General features: G+C 75.0%; 13 protein-coding genes. 4 read left to right on the top strand and 9 right to left on the bottom strand.

Annotation, left to right across the window (positions count from 1 at the left end; translation table 11 throughout):
• Nucleotides 1-65: 65 nt before the first annotated feature.
• Both NFU81_RS09320 and NFU81_RS09315 read right to left on the bottom strand, forming a co-directional pair.
• The gene (locus NFU81_RS09320; RefSeq protein WP_251487291.1) at nt 66-1124 is read right to left on the bottom strand and encodes a serine/threonine-protein kinase; all 1059 of its coding nucleotides are present in this window, start codon (nt 1122-1124) and stop codon (nt 66-68) included.
• Nucleotides 1121-1999 (bottom strand): NUDIX hydrolase, encoded by an 879-nt coding sequence (locus NFU81_RS09315; RefSeq protein WP_251487289.1) that lies wholly within the window; start codon nt 1997-1999, stop codon nt 1121-1123. Before NFU81_RS09315 ends, NFU81_RS09320 begins: the two co-directional genes overlap by 4 nt.
• Nucleotides 2000-2256: 257 nt before the next feature.
• Here NFU81_RS09315 and glpK point away from each other — a divergent pair, with 257 nt between their 5' ends.
• Entirely contained in the window at nt 2257-3801 is a 1545-nt protein-coding gene (glpK, locus tag NFU81_RS09310; protein WP_251487287.1) for a glycerol kinase GlpK, read from the top strand.
• Nucleotides 3802-3824: 23 nt separating this feature from the next.
• On the opposite strand, the gene NFU81_RS09305 is transcribed toward glpK, so the two are convergent.
• From NFU81_RS09305 to NFU81_RS09290, 4 genes are all read right to left on the bottom strand, one after another.
• Nucleotides 3825-4436 carry a GTP-binding protein gene (locus tag NFU81_RS09305; protein WP_251487284.1) on the bottom strand — a complete coding sequence of 204 codons (612 nt, stop codon included), beginning with the start codon at nt 4434-4436 and terminating at the stop codon, nt 3825-3827.
• A gap of 68 nt (nt 4437-4504) precedes the next feature.
• Nucleotides 4505-4897 carry a DUF742 domain-containing protein gene (locus NFU81_RS09300; protein ID WP_251487279.1) on the bottom strand — a complete coding sequence of 131 codons (393 nt, stop codon included), beginning with the start codon at nt 4895-4897 and terminating at the stop codon, nt 4505-4507.
• A gap of 42 nt (nt 4898-4939) precedes the next feature.
• Nucleotides 4940-5362: a roadblock/LC7 domain-containing protein gene (locus NFU81_RS09295; RefSeq protein WP_251487276.1), complete on the bottom strand. Its 423-nt coding sequence runs from the start codon at nt 5360-5362 to the stop codon at nt 4940-4942.
• Nucleotides 5359-7914: a sensor histidine kinase gene (locus NFU81_RS09290; RefSeq protein ID WP_251487273.1), complete on the bottom strand. Its 2556-nt coding sequence runs from the start codon at nt 7912-7914 to the stop codon at nt 5359-5361. Before NFU81_RS09290 ends, NFU81_RS09295 begins: the two co-directional genes overlap by 4 nt.
• A gap of 191 nt (nt 7915-8105) precedes the next feature.
• Between NFU81_RS09290 and NFU81_RS09285 the strand changes: the two genes are divergently transcribed.
• Nucleotides 8106-8477: a hypothetical protein gene (locus NFU81_RS09285; RefSeq protein WP_251487269.1), complete on the top strand. Its 372-nt coding sequence runs from the start codon at nt 8106-8108 to the stop codon at nt 8475-8477.
• A gap of 3 nt (nt 8478-8480) precedes the next feature.
• Here NFU81_RS09285 and NFU81_RS09280 read toward each other — a convergent pair whose 3' ends face one another.
• The 3 genes from NFU81_RS09280 to NFU81_RS09270 form a co-directional block, all read right to left on the bottom strand.
• Entirely contained in the window at nt 8481-13268 is a 4788-nt protein-coding gene (locus tag NFU81_RS09280; protein ID WP_251487266.1) for a coiled-coil domain-containing protein, read from the bottom strand.
• Nucleotides 13269-13318: 50 nt separating this feature from the next.
• Nucleotides 13319-14143 carry a hypothetical protein gene (locus tag NFU81_RS09275; protein WP_251487362.1) on the bottom strand — a complete coding sequence of 275 codons (825 nt, stop codon included), beginning with the start codon at nt 14141-14143 and terminating at the stop codon, nt 13319-13321.
• Between the two features lie 95 nt (nt 14144-14238).
• Nucleotides 14239-15747: a hypothetical protein gene (locus NFU81_RS09270; RefSeq protein WP_251487263.1), complete on the bottom strand. Its 1509-nt coding sequence runs from the start codon at nt 15745-15747 to the stop codon at nt 14239-14241.
• Nucleotides 15748-15883: 136 nt separating this feature from the next.
• On the opposite strand from NFU81_RS09270, the gene NFU81_RS09265 reads away from it, so the two are divergent.
• The gene (locus NFU81_RS09265) at nt 15884-16654 is read left to right on the top strand and encodes a LamB/YcsF family protein (RefSeq protein WP_251487359.1); all 771 of its coding nucleotides are present in this window, start codon (nt 15884-15886) and stop codon (nt 16652-16654) included.
• A gap of 39 nt (nt 16655-16693) precedes the next feature.
• Nucleotides 16694-17296, top strand: coding sequence for a 5-oxoprolinase subunit B family protein (locus NFU81_RS09260; protein WP_251487357.1), 603 nt, complete (start codon nt 16694-16696; stop codon nt 17294-17296).
• Nucleotides 17297-17376: the final 80 nt, after the last annotated feature.

Genomic DNA, 17376 nt, shown 5'->3' with positions numbered 1-17376 from the left:
CTCGTGATGGTGTGGTGCGTGCTGTGGTGCGGGGTGTGGTGCCCGCGTGCGGTGGTCGCGGCCGGTCAGGCCGGTGGCGCGGCGGGCATCGTGAACGGCCGGAAGGTGCGCGGCCCGTAGAGCCGTTCCAGCAGGTCGTCGAGTTCCGCGAGCAGCTGCCAGGCGTCCTGCGGGCGGCGTTCCTGCTCGGGCAGGGTGCAGCCGCGCAGGAAGGCGCGCATCTGCGGCGGTGCCAGGTCGCCGGTGAGCTGCGCGATGCACAGCGAGGCGAGGTGGATGTCGGTGGCCGGGGTCGCCGGCAGGTGCGCCAGCGCCTCGGGCGGGTAGCTGCCGGCGTGCCGGTGCAGCAGGACGGGGACGTCGGTGCCGGTCGCGGTGGCGTAGCACCAGTCGACCAGCACCAGGCCGTGCAGCTCCGGGTGGATCAGCACGTGCTCGGGGAAGACGGCGCCGTGGACCAGCCGGGCGCGGTGCGCCCAGCCCAGTGCGGTCAGCAGGCGGCGCCACATCCAGGCCGCGTCCCTCGGGTCGAGCCCGCCGGGGTGGGCCGCGGCGACCTCGGCCAGGGTGTGGAAGCCGGTGAGCGGGACGAAGGCGTTGACGACCTGCTCGGTGCCGTCGGGGTGCCGCTGCCGGAAGCTCTCGATCAGGGTGGGGGCGTAGGCGCGGTGCCGTGGCTCGCCGACCGTGCGCAGCCGGGTCAGCACGTCGGCCTCGTGCTCCATCAGGTCGTTGTCCCGCGGCTCGCGGGGGATCTTCAGTACGGCCGCGTGGCGGTCGCCGTCGCTGTCGTAGCGGGCGCCGCGCACGGTGGCGAGGCCGCCTTCCGCGAGCACCGGGCCGAGGACGTAGCGGTGCCGCCCGCCGGTGACCGTCTCGTGCCTGGCCTGCCAGGCGGCGGTGAGCCGGGCGAAGGCAGCGGCCGCCTGCTCCGCGCGGCCGGCCGGCGCGGTGTCGGGGTGCAGCAGCCGGGCGAGCCTGCGGTAGTGCCGGGCGGCTTCCCTCGGTTCCGCGGGGAAGCCGCCGGTCAGTGCCGCGAGGGCGTCGTCGAAGTCGGCGGCGCCGGCGCCCTGGGCGTCGGCAGCGGCCGCGGGCGCCGCGGCCCGTGCCCCTGAGGCGGTCATCGCACGCCCGCCTCGCGGTCGGGGCGCAGCAGCGCCGGGTGCAGCAGGCGGGCGTCCCCGGCCCGGTAGAGGCGGGCGCGCGGGCCGCCGCGGCTGCCGGGGCGGGTGTCCGTCTCGCCGGTGGACTCCACGAACCCGGGCACGGACAGCACCTTGCGGTGGAAGTTCCCGGCGTGCAGCGCCGCGCCCCACACCGTCTCGTAGACCTCGCGCAGCTCGGTGATGGTGAAGCTCTCGCCGAGGAAGGCGGTGGCCAGCGGGGTGTACTCGATCTTGGCCCTGGCCCGCTCCAGGCCGTCCGCGAGGATGCGGCCGTGGTCGAAGGCGAGTCCGCCGCTGCCGTCGTGACCGGGTCGGCGGCCGGCACCACCCCCGTAGGCCCCGGTCCGCCGACCCTGCTCGAAGGGACGCGGACGTGCCTCGTCCGGTTGCCCCGCAGGTGATATTGCCTCGACCGGGAGCCAGCCGGCGCCCGCCGCGTCGCCGCCCGGCTGGGCGTCGGGCAGTCCGGGGGCGAAGGCGAGGTAGGCCACCGAGACGACGTGCATCCGCGGATCGCGGTGCGGGCTGCCGTACGAGCCGAGCTGTTCGAGGTGGACCCGGTCGAGCGCGGCGGCATCCAGGCCGGTCTCCTCGGCCAGTTCGCGGGCCGCCGCCTCGTCGAGCGACTCACGGCCGGCCCGTACGAAGCCGCCGGGCAGCGCCCAGCGGCCGGCGAAGGGCTGACCGCCGCGCTCCACAGCCAGCACGTGCAGCCGGCCGGCCCGCAGCGTCAGCGCCACGACGTCCACGGTGACCGCGATCGGGTCGAAGGCGCGGGGGTCGTACTGCGCCAGGAAGTCCCGCTCCGCCTGCGTGCCGTCCGGCTCCGCCATGACCGCCGTCCCTCCCCGCCCGATGTCGTTCTCAGTATGAGTATTTCTCGTTACGAGAAGAACATAGCACGGGCCTGCGACACCGTCCACGCGACCGCGGCAACATTCCACGGCGCACGACCGCTTGACGCTCCGTCACCGTGGGGCAACACTTCCGGCAGCGCGACGCCGGTCGGTGGGAGGGGAGTTGCGCTCACCGGGCATCCGCGCGCCCATTCCCGACACGGTCGTTCACCGACCGGGCAAGGGAGCGTGACATGAGCCAGACCGTCCCGACCCACGTGGCCGCGATCGACCAGGGCACCACCTCCACCCGCTGCCTGATCTTCGACGCGGAGGGCCGGATCGTCGCGTCGGACCGGCGCGAGCACCGCCAGATCCTGCCCAGGCCCGGCTGGGTCGAGCACGACGCCACCGAGATCTGGGCCAAGGTCCAGGCCGTGGCGTCGGGCGCGCTGGCCAGAGCCGGGCTCCGCCCCGACCAGCTGACGGCGCTCGGCATCGCCAACCAGCGCGAGACGGTGGTGCTCTGGGACCGCTCCACCGGCCGCCCGGTGCACAACGCCGTCGTCTGGCAGGACACCCGCACCGCGGCGCTGTGCACCGAACTCGGCGGCACCTACGGGCAGGACCGCTTCCGCGACACCACCGGGCTGCCGCTGGCCCCCTACTTCGCCGGGCCGAAGATCGCCTGGCTGCTCGACCACGTACCCGGGCTGCGGCACCGGGCCGAGCACGGCGAGATCGCGTTCGGCACCATCGACTCCTGGCTGATCTGGAACCTCACCGGCGGCACCGCGGGCGGTGTCCACGTCACCGACGTCAGCAACGCCTCACGCACCCTGCTGATGGACCTGCACACCCTGGACTGGGACCCGGCGATCCTGTCCGCGATGGACATCCCCGAGGCCGTGCTGCCGCGCATCCGCCCCTCGGCCGAGGTGTACGGCCTGGCCACCGGACGGCTCGCGGGCGTCCCCGTCGCCGCCGCGCTCGGCGACCAGCAGGCCGCGCTGTTCGGGCAGACCTGCTTCGACCTCGGCGAGGCGAAGAACACCTACGGCCCGGGAAGCTTCCTGCTGCTCAACACCGGAGGGCGGCCGGTGCCGTCCGAGAGCGGCCTGCTCACCACGGTCGCCCACCAACTCGGCGGTGAGCGGCCGGTGTACGCCCTGGAGGGCTCCATCGCGATCACCGGGGCGCTGGTGGAGTGGCTGCGCGACCGGCTCGGGGTGATCCGCACCATCGAGGAGATCGAGCCGCTGGCGGCAAGCGTCCCCGACAACGGCGGCGCCTACGTCGTCCCCGCCTTCTCCGGCCTGTTCGCGCCCTACTGGCGGTCCGACGCGCGCGGCGTGATCACCGGCCTGACCGCGTACGTCACCAGGGCGCATCTGGCCAGGGCCGTCCTGGAGGCGACCAGCTGGCAGACCCGCGAGGTGGTCGACGCGATGCAGCAGGACTCAGGGGTGCGGATCGGCGCGCTGCGGGTGGACGGCGGCATGACCGTCAACGGGCTGCTGATGCAGCACCAGGCGGACGTGCTGGGCGTACCGGTGATCCGGCCCGTCGTCGCCGAGACCACCAGCCTGGGCGCCGCCTACGCGGCCGGGCTCGCCACCGGGGTGTGGGAGGGACCCGACGCGCTCAGGAAGCAGTGGCGGGAGGACACCCGCTGGAAGCCGGCGATGCCCGAGCAGGTGCGCAGCGGGGAGTACCGGCGCTGGAAGCGGGCCGTGGAACGCAGCCTCGGCTGGCTGGACGACGACCGGCCCGCGATGCCCGCGGGCCGGGGCAGGTGAGGCGGGCCGGACCGGGCGGGCCGTCAGGTCGCCGCGGGCGCGCGGCGGCCGGCCGCCACCGCGGCCGCGTGCTCGACCACGCTGATCAGCACCTGCTTGGCCGACTCGCGATCCCGCGCGTCGCACAGCACCACCGGAACCCCGGGGTCGAGGTCCAGCGCCTCGGTGACCACGGCGGGGGCGTGCAGTTGGGCGCCGTCGAAGCAGTTGACCGCGACCGTGAAGGGGATGCCGCGCCGCTCGAAGTAGTCGACCGCGGCGAAGCAGTCCTCAAGTCGGCGGGTGTCGGCCAGCACCACCGCACCCAGCGCGCCCTGGGCCAGCTCGTCCCACAGGAACCAGAACCGGTCCTGCCCCGGGGTGCCGAACAGGTACAGCACCAGGTCGTCGCGCAGCGTGATGCGGCCGAAGTCCATGGCCACGGTCGTGGTGCGCTTGCCCTCCACGCCCGCGAGGTCGTCGACCGGCCGGCCCGCCTCGCTCAGCGCCTCCTCGGTCCGCAGCGGCCTGATCTCGCTGACCGTGCCGACCAGGGTCGTCTTGCCGACCCCGAAGCCGCCGGCGACCAGCAGCTTGAGCGCGACCGGCTCCGCGGCGGACTGCTGACGGCGGCGGTCGGCGTGGGCGATGGCCATGGTGTCTTCTACTTCCCTGCTCGGATGCGGACTTGGGGATGGCACGGGTACGAGCAGCCTAGCGGGCGCTACAGCGCGCGCAGACCGTTGATGACCTCGCGCAGGATGCTCTCGTCGGGCAGCTCGGCCGGCGGCACGGGCTGGTGGACCATGACGTGCCCGGCTTCCAGCAGGTCGCCGACGAGCACCCGGACGACGCCGACCGGCAGGTCGAGGTCGGCGGCGAGTTCCGCCACCGACACCGACTGCAGCCGGCAGGCCTCGACGATGTCGAGGTGCTCGGGCGACAGGGTGCGGTCGTCGTCGACGCCCGCGTCCGCGTCCGAGTCCTGCGCGATCACCAGGGCGATCAGGTCGAGCTTCGCCTCTGCCGCGTGGCTCGTCCGCCCGCGGGTCATCGCGTAAGGCCGTACCACCGGTCCTGCCGCGTCGTCGTACCAGCGGTCCGATTCAGACGTCATGTCACCCCGTCACCCCGTCGTCCCAAGTCCGCTCGCCGGCTGTCAGCCGCTGAGCGCCGTTTCGCCGCCATGCCGCGGCTCCGCAGCCAGATGGACGCCCACCCGCTTGACCAGCAGCGCCATCTCGTACGCCACCTGCCCGACGTCGGAGTCCGCGTCGGCCAGCACCGCCAGGCAGCTGCCGTCGCCGGCGGCCGTGACGAACAGGAACGCGTCGTCCAGTTCGACGATGGTCTGCCGGACCCGGCCGGCGTCGAAGTGCCGGCCGACGCCCTTGGCGAGGCTGTGGAATCCGGAGGCGACCGCCGCCAGATGCTCCGAGTCCTCTCGCGTCAGTCCGTCCGAGGAGCCGGTGGCCAGGCCGTCCCCGGAGAGCACCAAAGCCTTGCGAATGCTGGCGACCCGGGTGACCAGGTCGTCCAGGAGCCAGCTCAGCTCACGTGTCGGGCTCGATGCTGCAGTCATCGACCGTTCCCCTCAGGTGTCGTTCTCGGTGCTGTCGTCGATGCGTCGTCGCCGGGTGCTGCTCCGCCGTCCGGCTCGGCCTCCGCTGCCCTGCGGCCGCGCTGCCAGCCGGCCTGGATCGCGGACATCCGGTCGCGTACCTCGTCGGCGGACCGCTCACGGCCGCCGTCGCGTTCTGTCTCGGTGGCGGGGGACCGTGCCGCGTCGGCCCGCAACTGCGGTGCCAGACTGGCCTGCCTGACCCGCCGGGGCAGCACGATGCCGCCCTCCGCAGCGCCCTCGGCCGGCTCCTCTGCCGCGCCGGGCGCCTCCTGCCGCGGGCGCGGCAGCGACGGTACGGCCGTCACCGCCCGCGGAACCTGCTGGGCCGCCGTACGGGGCCGGCGGCGGGGCAGCGGCAGCGGGGCCGCGGGCGCCTGCTCGCCGGTACCGGGAGCGGCGGCCGGCTCCTCGGGGTCGTCGATCCCGTCGAGCCCCCGGCTCAGGGCCGCGGGCAGCGGCTCCTCCTGGTGCGGGGCGTGCTCCTTGTGCCGCTCGCCGCCGACGTCGTCCACGCCCTCCAGACCCCACTGGCGGAACGTGTGCTCGGTCTCGCCCGCCACGTCGAGTCCCAGCGGCCTGGCGGCCCCGGGCAGTTGCGTGCCGCCGGTGTCCTCGCCGCTGTCGCTGAGCAGCGACTCGGGGATCATGACGACGGCCGTGGTGCCGCCGTACGGCGACTGCCGCAGCGAGACCCTGACGTTCTGCCGCCGGGCGAGCCGGCTGACCACGAACAGGCCGAGCCGGTCGGTGTCCGACAGCTCGAACTCGGGCGTCTCGGCGAGCCGCAGGTTCGCCTCCAGCAGCGCGTCGGGCGTCAGGCCCAGGCCGCGGTCGTCGATCTCCAGGACGAACCCGTTGGCGACCGGCTCGCCGTGCAGCTTCACGGTGGTGTGCGGCGGCGAGAAGACCGCGGCGTTCTCGATGAGTTCGGCGAGCAGGTGGGTGAGGTCGGCGACCGCGGCGCCGGCGACGGCCAGCCGCGGCAGCCGGCGCACCTCGATCCGCTCGTAGTCCTCGACCTCGGCGATGGCGGCGCGGACCACGTCCATCAGCTGCACGGGCTTGCGCCACTGCCGCGAGGGGGCCGCGCCGGAGAGGATGACCAGGCCCTCGGCGTGCCGCCGCATGCGGGTGGTCATGTGGTCGAGCCGGAAGAGGTCGGCCAGTTCCTCGCCGTCCTCGGCGCGGCGCTCCATCGCGTCCAGCAGCGTCAGCTGGCGGTGCAGCAGCACCTGGCTGCGACGGGCGAGGTTGACGAAGACCTCGGACACGCCCTTGCGCAGGTCGTTCTGCCGGACGGTGGCCTCGACGACGGCCCGCTGGAGGGTGTTGAGCGCCTTGCCGACGTGGCCGATCTCGTCGTCGGCGTACTCCAGCCGCGGCACCTCGGTCTCGACGTCGATCTGCTCGCCGGCCGCCAGCCGCCGCATGACCCGCGGCAGCCGGGTGCCGGACACCTCCTGGGCTTCGCGGCGCAGTCCGGTCAGGTCCCTGATCAGGCCGCGGCCGATGCGTACCGAGACGACCAGCGAGGCGACCACCGCGATGAGGCCGACACCGCCGACGAAGGCCGCCTCGACGAGCTTGGTGGTCGCGATCGGCTGGTTGCGGTCGGTGACCTGGCTGTCCGAGGTGGCGCCGAGCCGGCCCAGGTCGTCCATCGCGGTCGCGGCGACGCCGGGCCAGGACAGGTGGGCGGCGACGATCGGCGCGTCGGAGACCCCGCCGGCGATGACCGCGTCCTCCGCGGAACGCAGCGCCTTGCCGTTGCTGTTCTTCCAGTACGCGTCGTAGGGCGCGCGCTCCTCGTCGGTCAGCTGCCACAGGCTGCCGTCGTAGTAGTTGCGCTGCTCGGCCACCGCGAAGGTGAAGGAGCGCAGTTCCGCCTGGCTCATGTGCCCGGTGCTGATGGCGGCCGCCATCAGGGCGTCCTCGCGGCTGATCTCGTCGCGGGCGCGGCCGAGTTGGACGACCGAGCGGTGCTGGTCGTCGAGCTTGAGGTCGTTGTGCGGGTTGAGGGCGTCGAACAGCTGGAAGGCCGGGTCGGTCATCGCGTTGTACGCGTCGAGGACGTCGTTGCGGCTGATCCGCCCGTCGTCGGCGCGCTTGCGCAGCGAGCTGAGGCCCTCGACGGTGCCGAGGAACGTGTCGAGCCGGGTGCGGGCCTGCGAGCCGAGCGAGCCGCGCACGCCCGATGCGGCGATCCTGGTGCGCATCTTGGCTATGGAGGCGTCGGTGACCTGCTGCTGCTTGTTGTAGCCGATCCTGGCCTGCGAGTCCCGGGTGTTGGCCACGTAGATCATCGCTGCCCTGCGCTCCTGCTGGAGGCTCTGCACCGCGTCCTGGCCGGGATAGCCGACGTTGTCCACGACCCGCTGGACATCCGGACGGTCCAGCAGCGCGCGGCCGGTCACCGTGGCGGCGAAGGCCCAGATGACCGTCAGTGACACCAGAGGGATCAGCAGCAGCGCCACGATCTTCCGGCGGATCGTCGTACCGCGAAAGCTCATGGCCTCCCCAACGTCTCCCCCGCGAAGGGGGCTTCTGTCTTGTTTAAACGGCGTGAGCCTACTACCGCCTCAGCGGTAACTCGAAAGTATGTCGGGGGGTTGGGCAGGTCTGCGACGAAACGTACCCCGGAATGCACCTGGAGGATTCGGGGCAGCCACTCTTCATGGACTTCCAACGGAGGACCGTGTGGGTGGAAGAGACGGCCCCCAGGCCGCGGATGGCGGACCCGGTGCGTGCCGCCGCGGTGCGGGCGTTTCTGACCGCCGCCGTCGCGCTGGTACAGGCCGTCACCGACGTCGTGCTCGCCGCCGGGCACTCCTGGCTGTCGGCACCCCTGCTGATGACCACGGTGCTCACGTCGGTCGTCGCCACCTGGGCGGTGCTCGACGTGTGGGTGACCCGTCAGGTGTGGAACCAGCGCAACGGCGTGGTCTCCAGCCCGAGCAGCGCCGCCAGGACGCTGCGCCGTGAGCGGCGCAGAGCACGGCGGGCCGCCCGAGCGGCCAGATCGCAGCCCGGTGCGGCCGGACCGCGGCATCAGCCGCGCCACCTGGGGGTGTAGCGGTCACCGGGCGGCGGCTCCACCAGCGACTTCCGCCGCGGGGTCCGGGGCGGGCTCGGCAGCGGCTTCGCCGGCCGGCTCCTGGGCTGCCTCCGGCGGGCGGCGGAACATCCTGGTGGCGGTGATCTCACCGTGCACCTGTTCGCCCTGCGGGTCCTGCACCGGAAGGCCGGGCCTGAGGTGTTCCTCGACGCTGATGTATTTCAGGCCCGCCCGCAGATCCGCGTCATTGCGCAGCCTGACCACGAGCGGGAATTCGGCAAGCGCGGTCGTGTCGAATAGGCCGGTGGTGTAGATGAGCTGCACTCCGAGCGCATCGGCGACGGCCCGCTGCAGCTCCAGCAGATAGGTGGCATTCGCACGCCCGATCGGATTGTCGAGGAAGAGCGTGCCCGCGTGCCGCTGCCGGTCCCTGCCGCGGTCGTTGCTGCGCAATGCGGCCATCGTGCAGTACAGCGCGATGGCGGCGGTGAGGAGCTGGCCGCCGGAGAAGACGTCGCCCATCTGGCCGACGGGGACGCGCTCGGCCCGCAGCACCGCGTCGGGCTTGAGGATCTCCACGGCGATACCGCGCGGCTGGAGGCCCGCGCCGACCCCGCGCAGCAGCAGCGACATGCCGTCGCGCCGCAGGTCGGCGTTCTTCCGCAGCGCCGACCTGGTGGCCTCGTCGATGACCTCGCCGAGGCGCTCGGTCAGCACCGCCTGGTCGGGGTCCTCGAAGCGGATACGCAGGAATTCCTGGCCCGACCACTCGCCGAGGCCCTCCGGCAGCCGGGACAGCCGCTGGGCCGAGCGCAGGGTCGCCAGCGCGGACTCGACCAGGCCGCGCAGCCGGTCCACGATGATCTCCCGGTTGCGCTCCAACTGGTCCAGCTCGTCGGTCAGTACCCGCAGCCGTGGGGCGAAGGCCGCGGCCCAGGCCGCCGCGTGCTCGGGCAGCGCGGCGCCCGGCAGCTCCCTGATCTGCTGCCGGGCGGGCGTCCTGACCTGCTCGAAGCGGACCGCGTTGGCGTGCCGGACCAGGACGTCCGCGGACTCGCGCAGCTGCGTCTCGGCGGCCGACAGGTCGGCGGCGCAGCCGCGCAGGCTGCGCCGGGCCTCGGCGGCGGCCTGCCTGGCCGCCTCCTGGCTGCCCGGGTACGGCTGCGGCTCCTCCTCGTCGGGGTGCTGCTGCGGCCCGCCGTCCCGCAGCAGGTCGCGCAGCAGCGCGGCGGTCTCGTCGAAGCCGCCGGCCGCGTCCTCGGCCGCGCGGTGCGCCGCGACCAGGTCGGCGTGGGCGGCGGTTGCCTGTTCCAGTGCCTCGGTACGGGCGGCGACCTCCGTGGTGGCCGCGCGCAGCAGCTCCTGGGCGTGGTCGGCGTCGCGCGGCTGCAGGGGCTCGGGCAGTTCGGTGTGGTGCGGTGCGCCGCCGGGCGGCGCGAGGCGTTCTGCCTCGCCGCGGAGCCGGCCGAGCTGCTCGCTCGCGGTGGACGCCCGGGACTCCAGGGTCTGCACGAGCGCCTCGGCGCGGCCTGCCGCCGCCTGACGTGACGGGCCGTCGGAGCCGTCGGGGCCTTCGAGCAGCTGGGCGGCGCGGCTGCGCACCTTGTTGGTGAGGCGGTCCAGTTCGACCAGCGCGGCGTTCTCGGTGCTCTCCGCCCGTGCCTGCTCGGCCCGCAGGTCGGCGCCCACGCCGACCTTCTCGTAGACCTCGGATGCCGCGCGGTAGGCCTCGCGCAGTGCGGGCAGGGAGGTGGCGGTGTCGCCTTCCGCCGCCGCGGTCCCCTCGTCGGGGGCGCCGGCGATCTCGGCCCGCTCGGCGCGCAGGACGCGGGCGGTGCGTCGGGCGTCGTCCGAGGCGCGCTGGGCGGCCCTGCGGTCCTCGTCGGCGGCGCGGGCCTGCGCGAGGCAGGTCTCGGCCCGGGTCTCCGCCTCGGCCGCGTCGGCGGCCAGCTCCCGGGTCCTGCGCTGCCAGTTGGCCCGCTCCCGCAGCCGGTGGGCAAGCCCTGCCAGCGCGTCGGCGCTGCGGCGGGCCTGCTCCGCGGCGGCCCTGCGGGTGTCGCTGTCCTGTGCCGCCTCCGCGGCGACGGCGTCGGCCTCGCCGCGGGCGGCGCGCGCCTCGGTCATCTCCGCGCGGGTGCGCTCCACGGTGTCGCGGGCGGCGGCGGCCTCCGCGGCCAGCTCGGCGAGCCGGCCCTGCGGGCAGGCGGCACGCCAGGAGGCGAGCCGGGCCGCCAGCGTACGGTCGTGCGCGAGACGGGCCGCCAGCGCCCTGATCTCCTCCTCGCGCGCGGTCGCCCTGCCCCGCAGCGCCTGGCGCTCGCCGTCCGCGGCGAACTCGTCGTGCATCGCCGGGTTCGGCGGTACGAGGAAGACGTCCGGCTCGGTGCCGGACACCGGCGGCGGGGCGAGCAGCGCGGCGGCGGTGCCGACGGCCACGGTGGAGCGGGGCAGCAGGGCGGCCTGCGCCAGGACGTCCCTGGCCCGCTGGTACGTGCCGGGGTCGGTGACGACGACCCCGTCCACCAGCTCGGGCCGGGCAGCCAGCACCACGGCGTGGTCCACCGGGTCCACGGCCTGCGCGAGGTAGCGCCACCCCGGCAGCGCCGGGATGCCGTGCTCCCCCAGGTACTCGACGGTGGCCAGCACATCGGGTCCCGGCGGCAGCAGCCCGCCGTCGCCGAGCGCCCCGAGGATCCGCGCGTCATCGGCGGCGGCGGTCCGCAGCTCGAACAGCTGCCGCTCGGCGGCGGTCACGGCCCCGTCCAGCAACTCCCGCAAGGGCTCGGCGAATTCGTCGAGCATGCCGGGAGTCAGGCCCTCGCCCCCGGTGCGCGGGCCCTCGGCGGCGGTGGCGCGGGCGTCCTCGCCGTCGTTGCCCGCTGCGGAGGGGCGCGCACCGGCGCCGCGGGACCCGGCCGCCGCGGTACGGGAGGCAGGCCCGTCGCCGGGCGCGGACGTGCGGGGGGCGGGGAGGCTGAGGAGGGCGGTCAGGCGGGGGTCGGTGGTCAGCGTGGTGGCCGCCATCGTGGCCGCGGTCAGGGCGGATTCCGCGGTGGACAGGGCGTCGGCGGCGCGGGCCGCGGCCAGTTCGGCGCGGGACTCGGCCGCCGCGGCGTCCCTGGCACGGGCGGCCTCGGCCCGGGCGGTGTCGGCGGCGGCGCGGGACAGCTCGGTGGCGGCCTCCTCGGCGTCGGCTGCGGCGAGCGCCGCACGCGCGGGGTCGGAGTCGGGAGCCGAATCGTCGAGCCAGCCGGACCGTACGGCCTGTGCGGTCTCCTGCTCGACCTCGGCGAGCCGCTGGGCGAGGTGCCCGGTCTCGCTGCGGGCGCGCTGCGCCTCGGTGGCCGCGGCGGTCGCGTCACGGTGCGCTGTCTCGGACCGCACCTGCAGTTCCGCCGAGCGCTCCTCCTCCTCGTCGGCCTGCCGTTCGGCCCGTGCGGCGGCGCTGTGCAGCGCGCGTACCAGCTCGGCGGCGGCCGTGGTGCGGGCCGCGAGGGCGGGGGCGGCGTCCCGCTCGGCCTCGCGGATGGCCGCGCTGACCCGCTGCAGCCTGTCCCCCGCCGCCCGCTGCCGCAGCACCGTCTCCGCGGCCTGCCAGGCGGCGTGCAGGGTGCGCGCGTCGCCCAACTCGCGGCGCAGCGCCGCCGCGGCCTTGTCCGCGGCGGCCAGCGCCAGCGACGCGTGCCGGTAGGCGATCTCGGCGGCGGTGAGCACGCTGCCCGCGCGGGCCTGCTCGGTGTCGGTGACCGCGTGCGCGGCCTGCGCCATGTCCTGGGCGATCTCGCCGGTCCTGGCCCGCTCCTGCTGGGCGCGGGCCGACAGCCGCCGGGCCAGCGACCGGGTGCGGCGCTCGGACTGGGCGTGCACGGCCCTTGCCCGGTCCCGGGACTCGGCACCGTCGACGATGCGTTCCAGCAGGTCGAGCGAGCCCGCGGTGAAGTCGCGCTCCGCGGTCAGCTCCGCCCGGCGGCCGAGCTTGCCGGCGAATCCGTGGACGAGGTCGGCGAGGCCGTCGGTGTCCCGGGTGTCGGTGACCGCGCGCAGCAGCAGGTCGGTGAAGTCGGAGTCCTTCTTGACCGCGAACAGGCCCGCGGCCTCGCCCTCGTCGGCGTTCATCTCCCGCTGGTAGCGGAACAGTTCGGGGTCCAGACCCAGCTCGCCGAGGTGCTCGTTCCAGCGGTCGTGGATCTCCTCCCACACCACGTCGAGGTTCGGGTACGCCTTGCCCGCCTCGGTCAGCGCGTCCCTGAAGCCCTTCATCGTGCGGCGCCTGCCGCGTGCCCCCGAGGCGCCCTCGACCGGCGGGCGTACCGCCGTGGACTCGGCGACCGGCAGCGAGTCCAGGCTCATCCCGGGGCCGGGCCGGAAGGAGTACCAGGCCTCGGCGAACTTGCGCGGGTCGGCCGACACCTGGCGGCCCCGCCACTCGCTGACCTTGCCGACCACGACCAGCTCGCCGGTCACGGTGTGCTGCCACTCCAGCGCGACATGCCCGCAGTCCTCGGCGAGCAGGAACTTGCGCAGCACACCGGAGCTGGCGCCGCCGAGCGTGTTGCGGTGCCCGGGCAGCATCACCGAGAAGATCAGCTTCAGCAGGACGGACTTCCCGCCGCCGTTCTCCAGGAAGAGCACTCCCGCCGGGGCCGGGCGGCGCGGCGGCCCGGCCGGCTCGTCCGCGAAGAAGTCGCCCTGCGCCGGCGCGGGTTGCGGCACCGGTTCGCCGACACCCCGCAGGTCGAGCACGGTGTCGGCGTAGCGCGCGCCGGCAGGCCCGATGGAGTAGAGGCGGAGTCGGGAAAGCTCGTACATGCGGCGGACTCTCGTGGCTGGGGTAGGTGGGCGGGGACGGCGGCGGCCGGTCAGGCGGAGGTGTGGAAGGGCAGGCCCGCATCGGCGACCAGGTCGGCGCCGTCGTCGGCGGCCGCGGGCAGCAGGCTGGCGCTGCCGTCGGTGACCGGGACGACGCCGAGGTCGAGCAGTTCGGCCATCGCGGCGCTGCCCGCCATGTCGCGCACCTGGAGCTGGTAGCGCGCGGTGGTGCGGTACGTGCCGCCGGACTCGTCGCCGGTGCGCTGCAGAAAGCCGGAGTCGACCAGGAAGGCGACGGCCTTGCCGATGATGCCGGTGGTGGAGCCGGCCAGCCGCCGGGCGTCCTTGGTCGCGCCGGTCGCGGTGCGCCGGGCGTAGACCCGCCAGGCCGCCTCGAGTCCCGGCGCGTCGCTGGCCGGGTCGGTGTTCTCGCCGGTCTCGTCGGCGCGCTCCTCCAGCCGGCGGCAGGCCTGGCGGACGAAGGCGTCGACCCCGTTGACGGTGATCCGGCCGATGTAGCCGTCGTCGGCCAGGTCCTCGGGGCGCGGGAAGGCCAGTGCGGCGGCGGCCAGGTGCGCCAGGCCGTGCAGGAACCGGTCGCCCGCGTCGGAGGCGGCCCGGCGCGCGTAGTCGCCCATGCGGACGGCGAAGACCGAGTCCTCGCCCGCCGCGACGGCCATGCCGGCCCGCGGCGACACTTCGAGGACGACCAGGCCGAGCCCGGCGGCCACCGCGTCGGCGATCCTGGCGAAGCCGGGGTCCTCGCGGTGCCGCCTGACCAGCTCGGCGTACTCCGCGTCCCGGGCGGGCAGCAGTTTCGGCTGCAGGCCGAAGCCGACCAGCCGGGCGGCGTCGGCGACGTCGCCCGCGGTCAGTGGCGCGGCGCCGTCCCTGTGGGTCTCGCGGGCGCCGTCGCGGGCCTGGTCGCGGCTGCCGTCCCGGCCTTCCGCGTCGTCGTCGCGGTGGTCGCTCACGTCGTTCTCTCTTTCGGGTCCGCGGGGCGGGCGGTGAGGCGGGCGGTGCCCAGCACGAGGTCGGCGCCGCCGAAGTCGGGGTCGTCCAGCTCGGTGCCGTCGTCCACGGCGAAGAGCACCTGCGGCTCGCCCTGGCGCACCGCGGTGCCGACCGGCGGCGAGGCGGCGTGCAGGGCCAGCAGCGCGACCAGGTACGGCAGGTCGGGGTCCCGGCGGCGGGCTTCCGCGAGCAGCCCGGACAGCCGCCGGGGCGCGTCGTGCGGCAGGTCGAGCAGGTCGAGTGCGGACTCCAGCTGCTCGTCGGAGAAGCGGCTGTCGTCGGGGGTGGCGACGAGGTCGGGCTCGGGCATCTCCGCACCCAGGTGGTCGCGTTCGACCGGCGGGGTCAGCAGCAGGTCGACCAGGTCGGTGACGCGGACCGCTGCCGGGGTGCGCAGTCCCGCGCCGCGCGCGAAGAACGCGTCGGTCACCCGCGAGGCCTGCTCCACCGGCAGCGGCAGCAGCGGGGCGACCAGCTGGCCGTACAGGTCGAGTCCGGCGCGGGCGGGCGGTGCGGCGAAGGCCTGCCGGTCCTGCTCGGCGCGGAAGAGCGGGCCGGCCTCCAGCAGCCGGGACTGCAGCTGGGTGTGCCGTCTGATGCAGTCCTTGACGATGTCGACCAGCTCCGCGGCCCGCCGCTTGTGCTCGGGGTCCTCGGCCTCGTCGCGCGCCTTGCGGATGTTGGTGAGGATCGCGTTCTCGTGGCGGTAGCGGTCCGCCACGTGGTCGAGGGCCTCCGCGATCATGTCGGGGACCTGCCGCAGCCAGTCCACCGCCCGCACGTTGCGCCGGGTCGCCTCCAGGGTGCGGCGCAGCGTCTCGGCATACTGCACGGTGCGGTAGCGGGCCTGCTCGGCGGCGAGTTGGGCGTCGGCGAGCCTGCCGCGGCTGATCAGCACCTCCAGCTTGACCTCGGCGGCGATCTGGGCGCTGGTGACGTCGGTGTCGAGCGCGCCCACCAGGACGTTGACCGCCTCGTCGGTGGTGCGCAGATAGACGCTGCCGCCGGGGCCCGGCACCTCCTCGATCAGCTTGAAGTCGTAGTCCCGCCGCACATAGGCGCCGTCCGCGCCGAACGTGCCGTAGACGGCGCGGAATCCGCGGTCGGCGCTGCCGACGTTGATCAGGTTCTCCAGCACCCAGCGGGCGACCCGCTCGTGCTCGGCGTGGCTGCGCCCGGGGGCCTGGGCGGCGACCCGGGGCAGCAGTCTGGCCACTATCTGGTCGTGGTCGGCGCCGGTGTCGAAGTCCATGTTGAGGGTGACCAGGTCGATCGCGGCGAGCGCGACCTCCGCCATCGCGTACACCGAGTACTCGCCCGCGAGGTTGGCCTTGCGGGCGTCGAGGTCGTGCAGCGGCGCGGTGCAGGCGAGCGCCTTGAGCCGGCGGGCCAGGCCCTCGTCCGCGGCGGGGCCCGGGGCCGGCCGGGCGGCGCCCGGCAGGGGGTACGGGACTGTGGTGGTCACGCCCCACACACTAGGCGGTGCCACCGACAACGAACGAAACGGCACGGATCACCACGGGGCGGGCACGCGTTGTCGGTGGGGGATGCCATGATCGGGGCTGGGGCATTCTACGGCGGTGTCGGAGGGGCGGATCACGATGGCGGACGCGGGCGGTGCGGTCGTGGACCTCAACGCCGATCTCGGCGAGGGTTTCGGGCGCTGGCAGCTCACCGACGACGAGGCGCTGCTGTCGGTGGTCACCAGCGCGAACGTCGCCTGCGGCTTCCACGCGGGCGACCCGGCGACGATGCGGCGGGTGTGCGAGCGGGCGGCGGCCCGCGGGGTGCGGATCGGCGCGCAGGTCTCCTACCGGGACCTGGCGGGCTTCGGGCGGCGCTCGATGGACGTGCCGTCCGCGGAGTTGGCCGCCGAGGTCGCGTATCAGATCGGTGCGCTCGACGTCTTCGCGCGCGCGGCCGGAGCGTCGGTGGCGTACGTGAAGCCGCACGGCGCGCTGTACAACCGTGCGGTGCACGACGCGGAGCAGGCCGCCGCCGTCGTGGAGGGCGTCGTCCTCGCGGGCGGGCTGCCCGTGCTGGGCCTGCCCGGCTCGCAGTTGCTGTCCGCCGCCGCCGATGCCGGGCTCCTCGCGATAACCGAGGCCTTCGCGGACCGGGCGTACACGGCGCTGGGCACTCTGGTGCCGCGCCGCGAGCCGGGTGCGGTGGTGGGCGAGCCGGACGAGGTGGTCACGCGGGCGGTGCGGATGGCCTCCGGCGGCGGGGTGACGTCGGCGGAGGGCACGCAGGTGGCGATCGCGGCCCGCTCGCTGTGCGTGCACGGCGACACTCCGGGTGCTGCACAACTCGCCACCCGGGTGCGGCAGGAGCTGGAGGCGGCAGGGCTGCGGGTGGCGGCGTTCGTATGAGGGCGGGGTGACGGGGCCGTGAGGTGCCGGGTGTTGGCGATGGGCCGGGGCGCCGTGCTGGTCGAGGCGGAGGACGGTGAGCGGGCGCAGGCGCTGCACGCCGAACTGCTGCGGCGGCGCGCGGCCGGGGAGTTCCCCGAGGTGCGGGAGATCGTGCCGGCCGCGCGGACCGTCCTGGTGGGCGGCCTCGCCGACCCGCGCGCCTTCGCCGCCGCGGTGTCGGGCTGGGACGTGCCCCCGGTCGAGGCGGGCGGCGGCGAGCTGCGCGAGATACCGGTGCGCTTCGACGGCCCCGATGTCGCGGAGGTCGCCGCCCTGTGGTCGGTGACCCCGGACGAGCTGGCCGGCATCGTCACCGCGACGCCTTTCCGGGTGGTCTTCTGCGGCTTCGCCCCGGGCTTCGCCTACCTGGCCGGCCTGCCGCCCGAGCTGCACGTCCCGCGCCGCCCGACCCCGCGCACCGCGGTCCCCGCGGGGTCGCTGGCCCTGGCCGGCCCCTACGGGGGCCTCTACCCGAGGTCGTCCCCGGGCGGCTGGCAGCTGATCGGCACGACGGACGCCCCGCTGTGGGACCCGGCCCGCGACCCGGCCGCCCTGCTCTCCCCCGGCACCGAGGTCCGTTTCACCGGGGCGTCCCGGTGACCCGCCCGCAGGCCGACTTCCCCGGCCTGCGCCGCCGTTGGCCGCGCGAGGCAGCGTCGGCGGTGCCCGATACGGCTGCC

It is taken from the genome of Actinacidiphila cocklensis, from assembly GCF_907177275.1.
Lineage (GTDB): Bacteria > Actinomycetota > Actinomycetes > Streptomycetales > Streptomycetaceae > Actinacidiphila > Actinacidiphila cocklensis.
The sequence above is the reverse complement of the archived record's forward strand: the minus strand, read 5'-3'. Positions and strand labels throughout refer to the sequence as shown.

What these genes read in the sequence shown, in the direction of transcription:
- NFU81_RS09280 (WP_251487266.1), bottom strand. Translation starts at nt 13,268, where the DNA reads ATGTACGAGCTTTCCCGACTCCGCCTCTACTCCATCGGGCCTGCCGGC.
- NFU81_RS09260 (WP_251487357.1), top strand. Translation starts at nt 16,694, where the DNA reads ATGGGCCGGGGCGCCGTGCTGGTCGAGGCGGAGGACGGTGAGCGGGCG.
- NFU81_RS09300 (WP_251487279.1), bottom strand. Translation starts at nt 4,897, where the DNA reads ATGACGTCTGAATCGGACCGCTGGTACGACGACGCGGCAGGACCGGTG.
- glpK (WP_251487287.1), top strand. Translation starts at nt 2,257, where the DNA reads ATGAGCCAGACCGTCCCGACCCACGTGGCCGCGATCGACCAGGGCACC.
- NFU81_RS09290 (WP_251487273.1), bottom strand. Translation starts at nt 7,914, where the DNA reads ATGAGCTTTCGCGGTACGACGATCCGCCGGAAGATCGTGGCGCTGCTG.
- NFU81_RS09315 (WP_251487289.1), bottom strand. Translation starts at nt 1,999, where the DNA reads ATGGCGGAGCCGGACGGCACGCAGGCGGAGCGGGACTTCCTGGCGCAG.
- NFU81_RS09305 (WP_251487284.1), bottom strand. Translation starts at nt 4,436, where the DNA reads ATGGCCATCGCCCACGCCGACCGCCGCCGTCAGCAGTCCGCCGCGGAG.
- NFU81_RS09265 (WP_251487359.1), top strand. Translation starts at nt 15,884, where the DNA reads ATGGCGGACGCGGGCGGTGCGGTCGTGGACCTCAACGCCGATCTCGGC.
- NFU81_RS09295 (WP_251487276.1), bottom strand. Translation starts at nt 5,362, where the DNA reads ATGACTGCAGCATCGAGCCCGACACGTGAGCTGAGCTGGCTCCTGGAC.
- NFU81_RS09320 (WP_251487291.1), bottom strand. Translation starts at nt 1,124, where the DNA reads ATGACCGCCTCAGGGGCACGGGCCGCGGCGCCCGCGGCCGCTGCCGAC.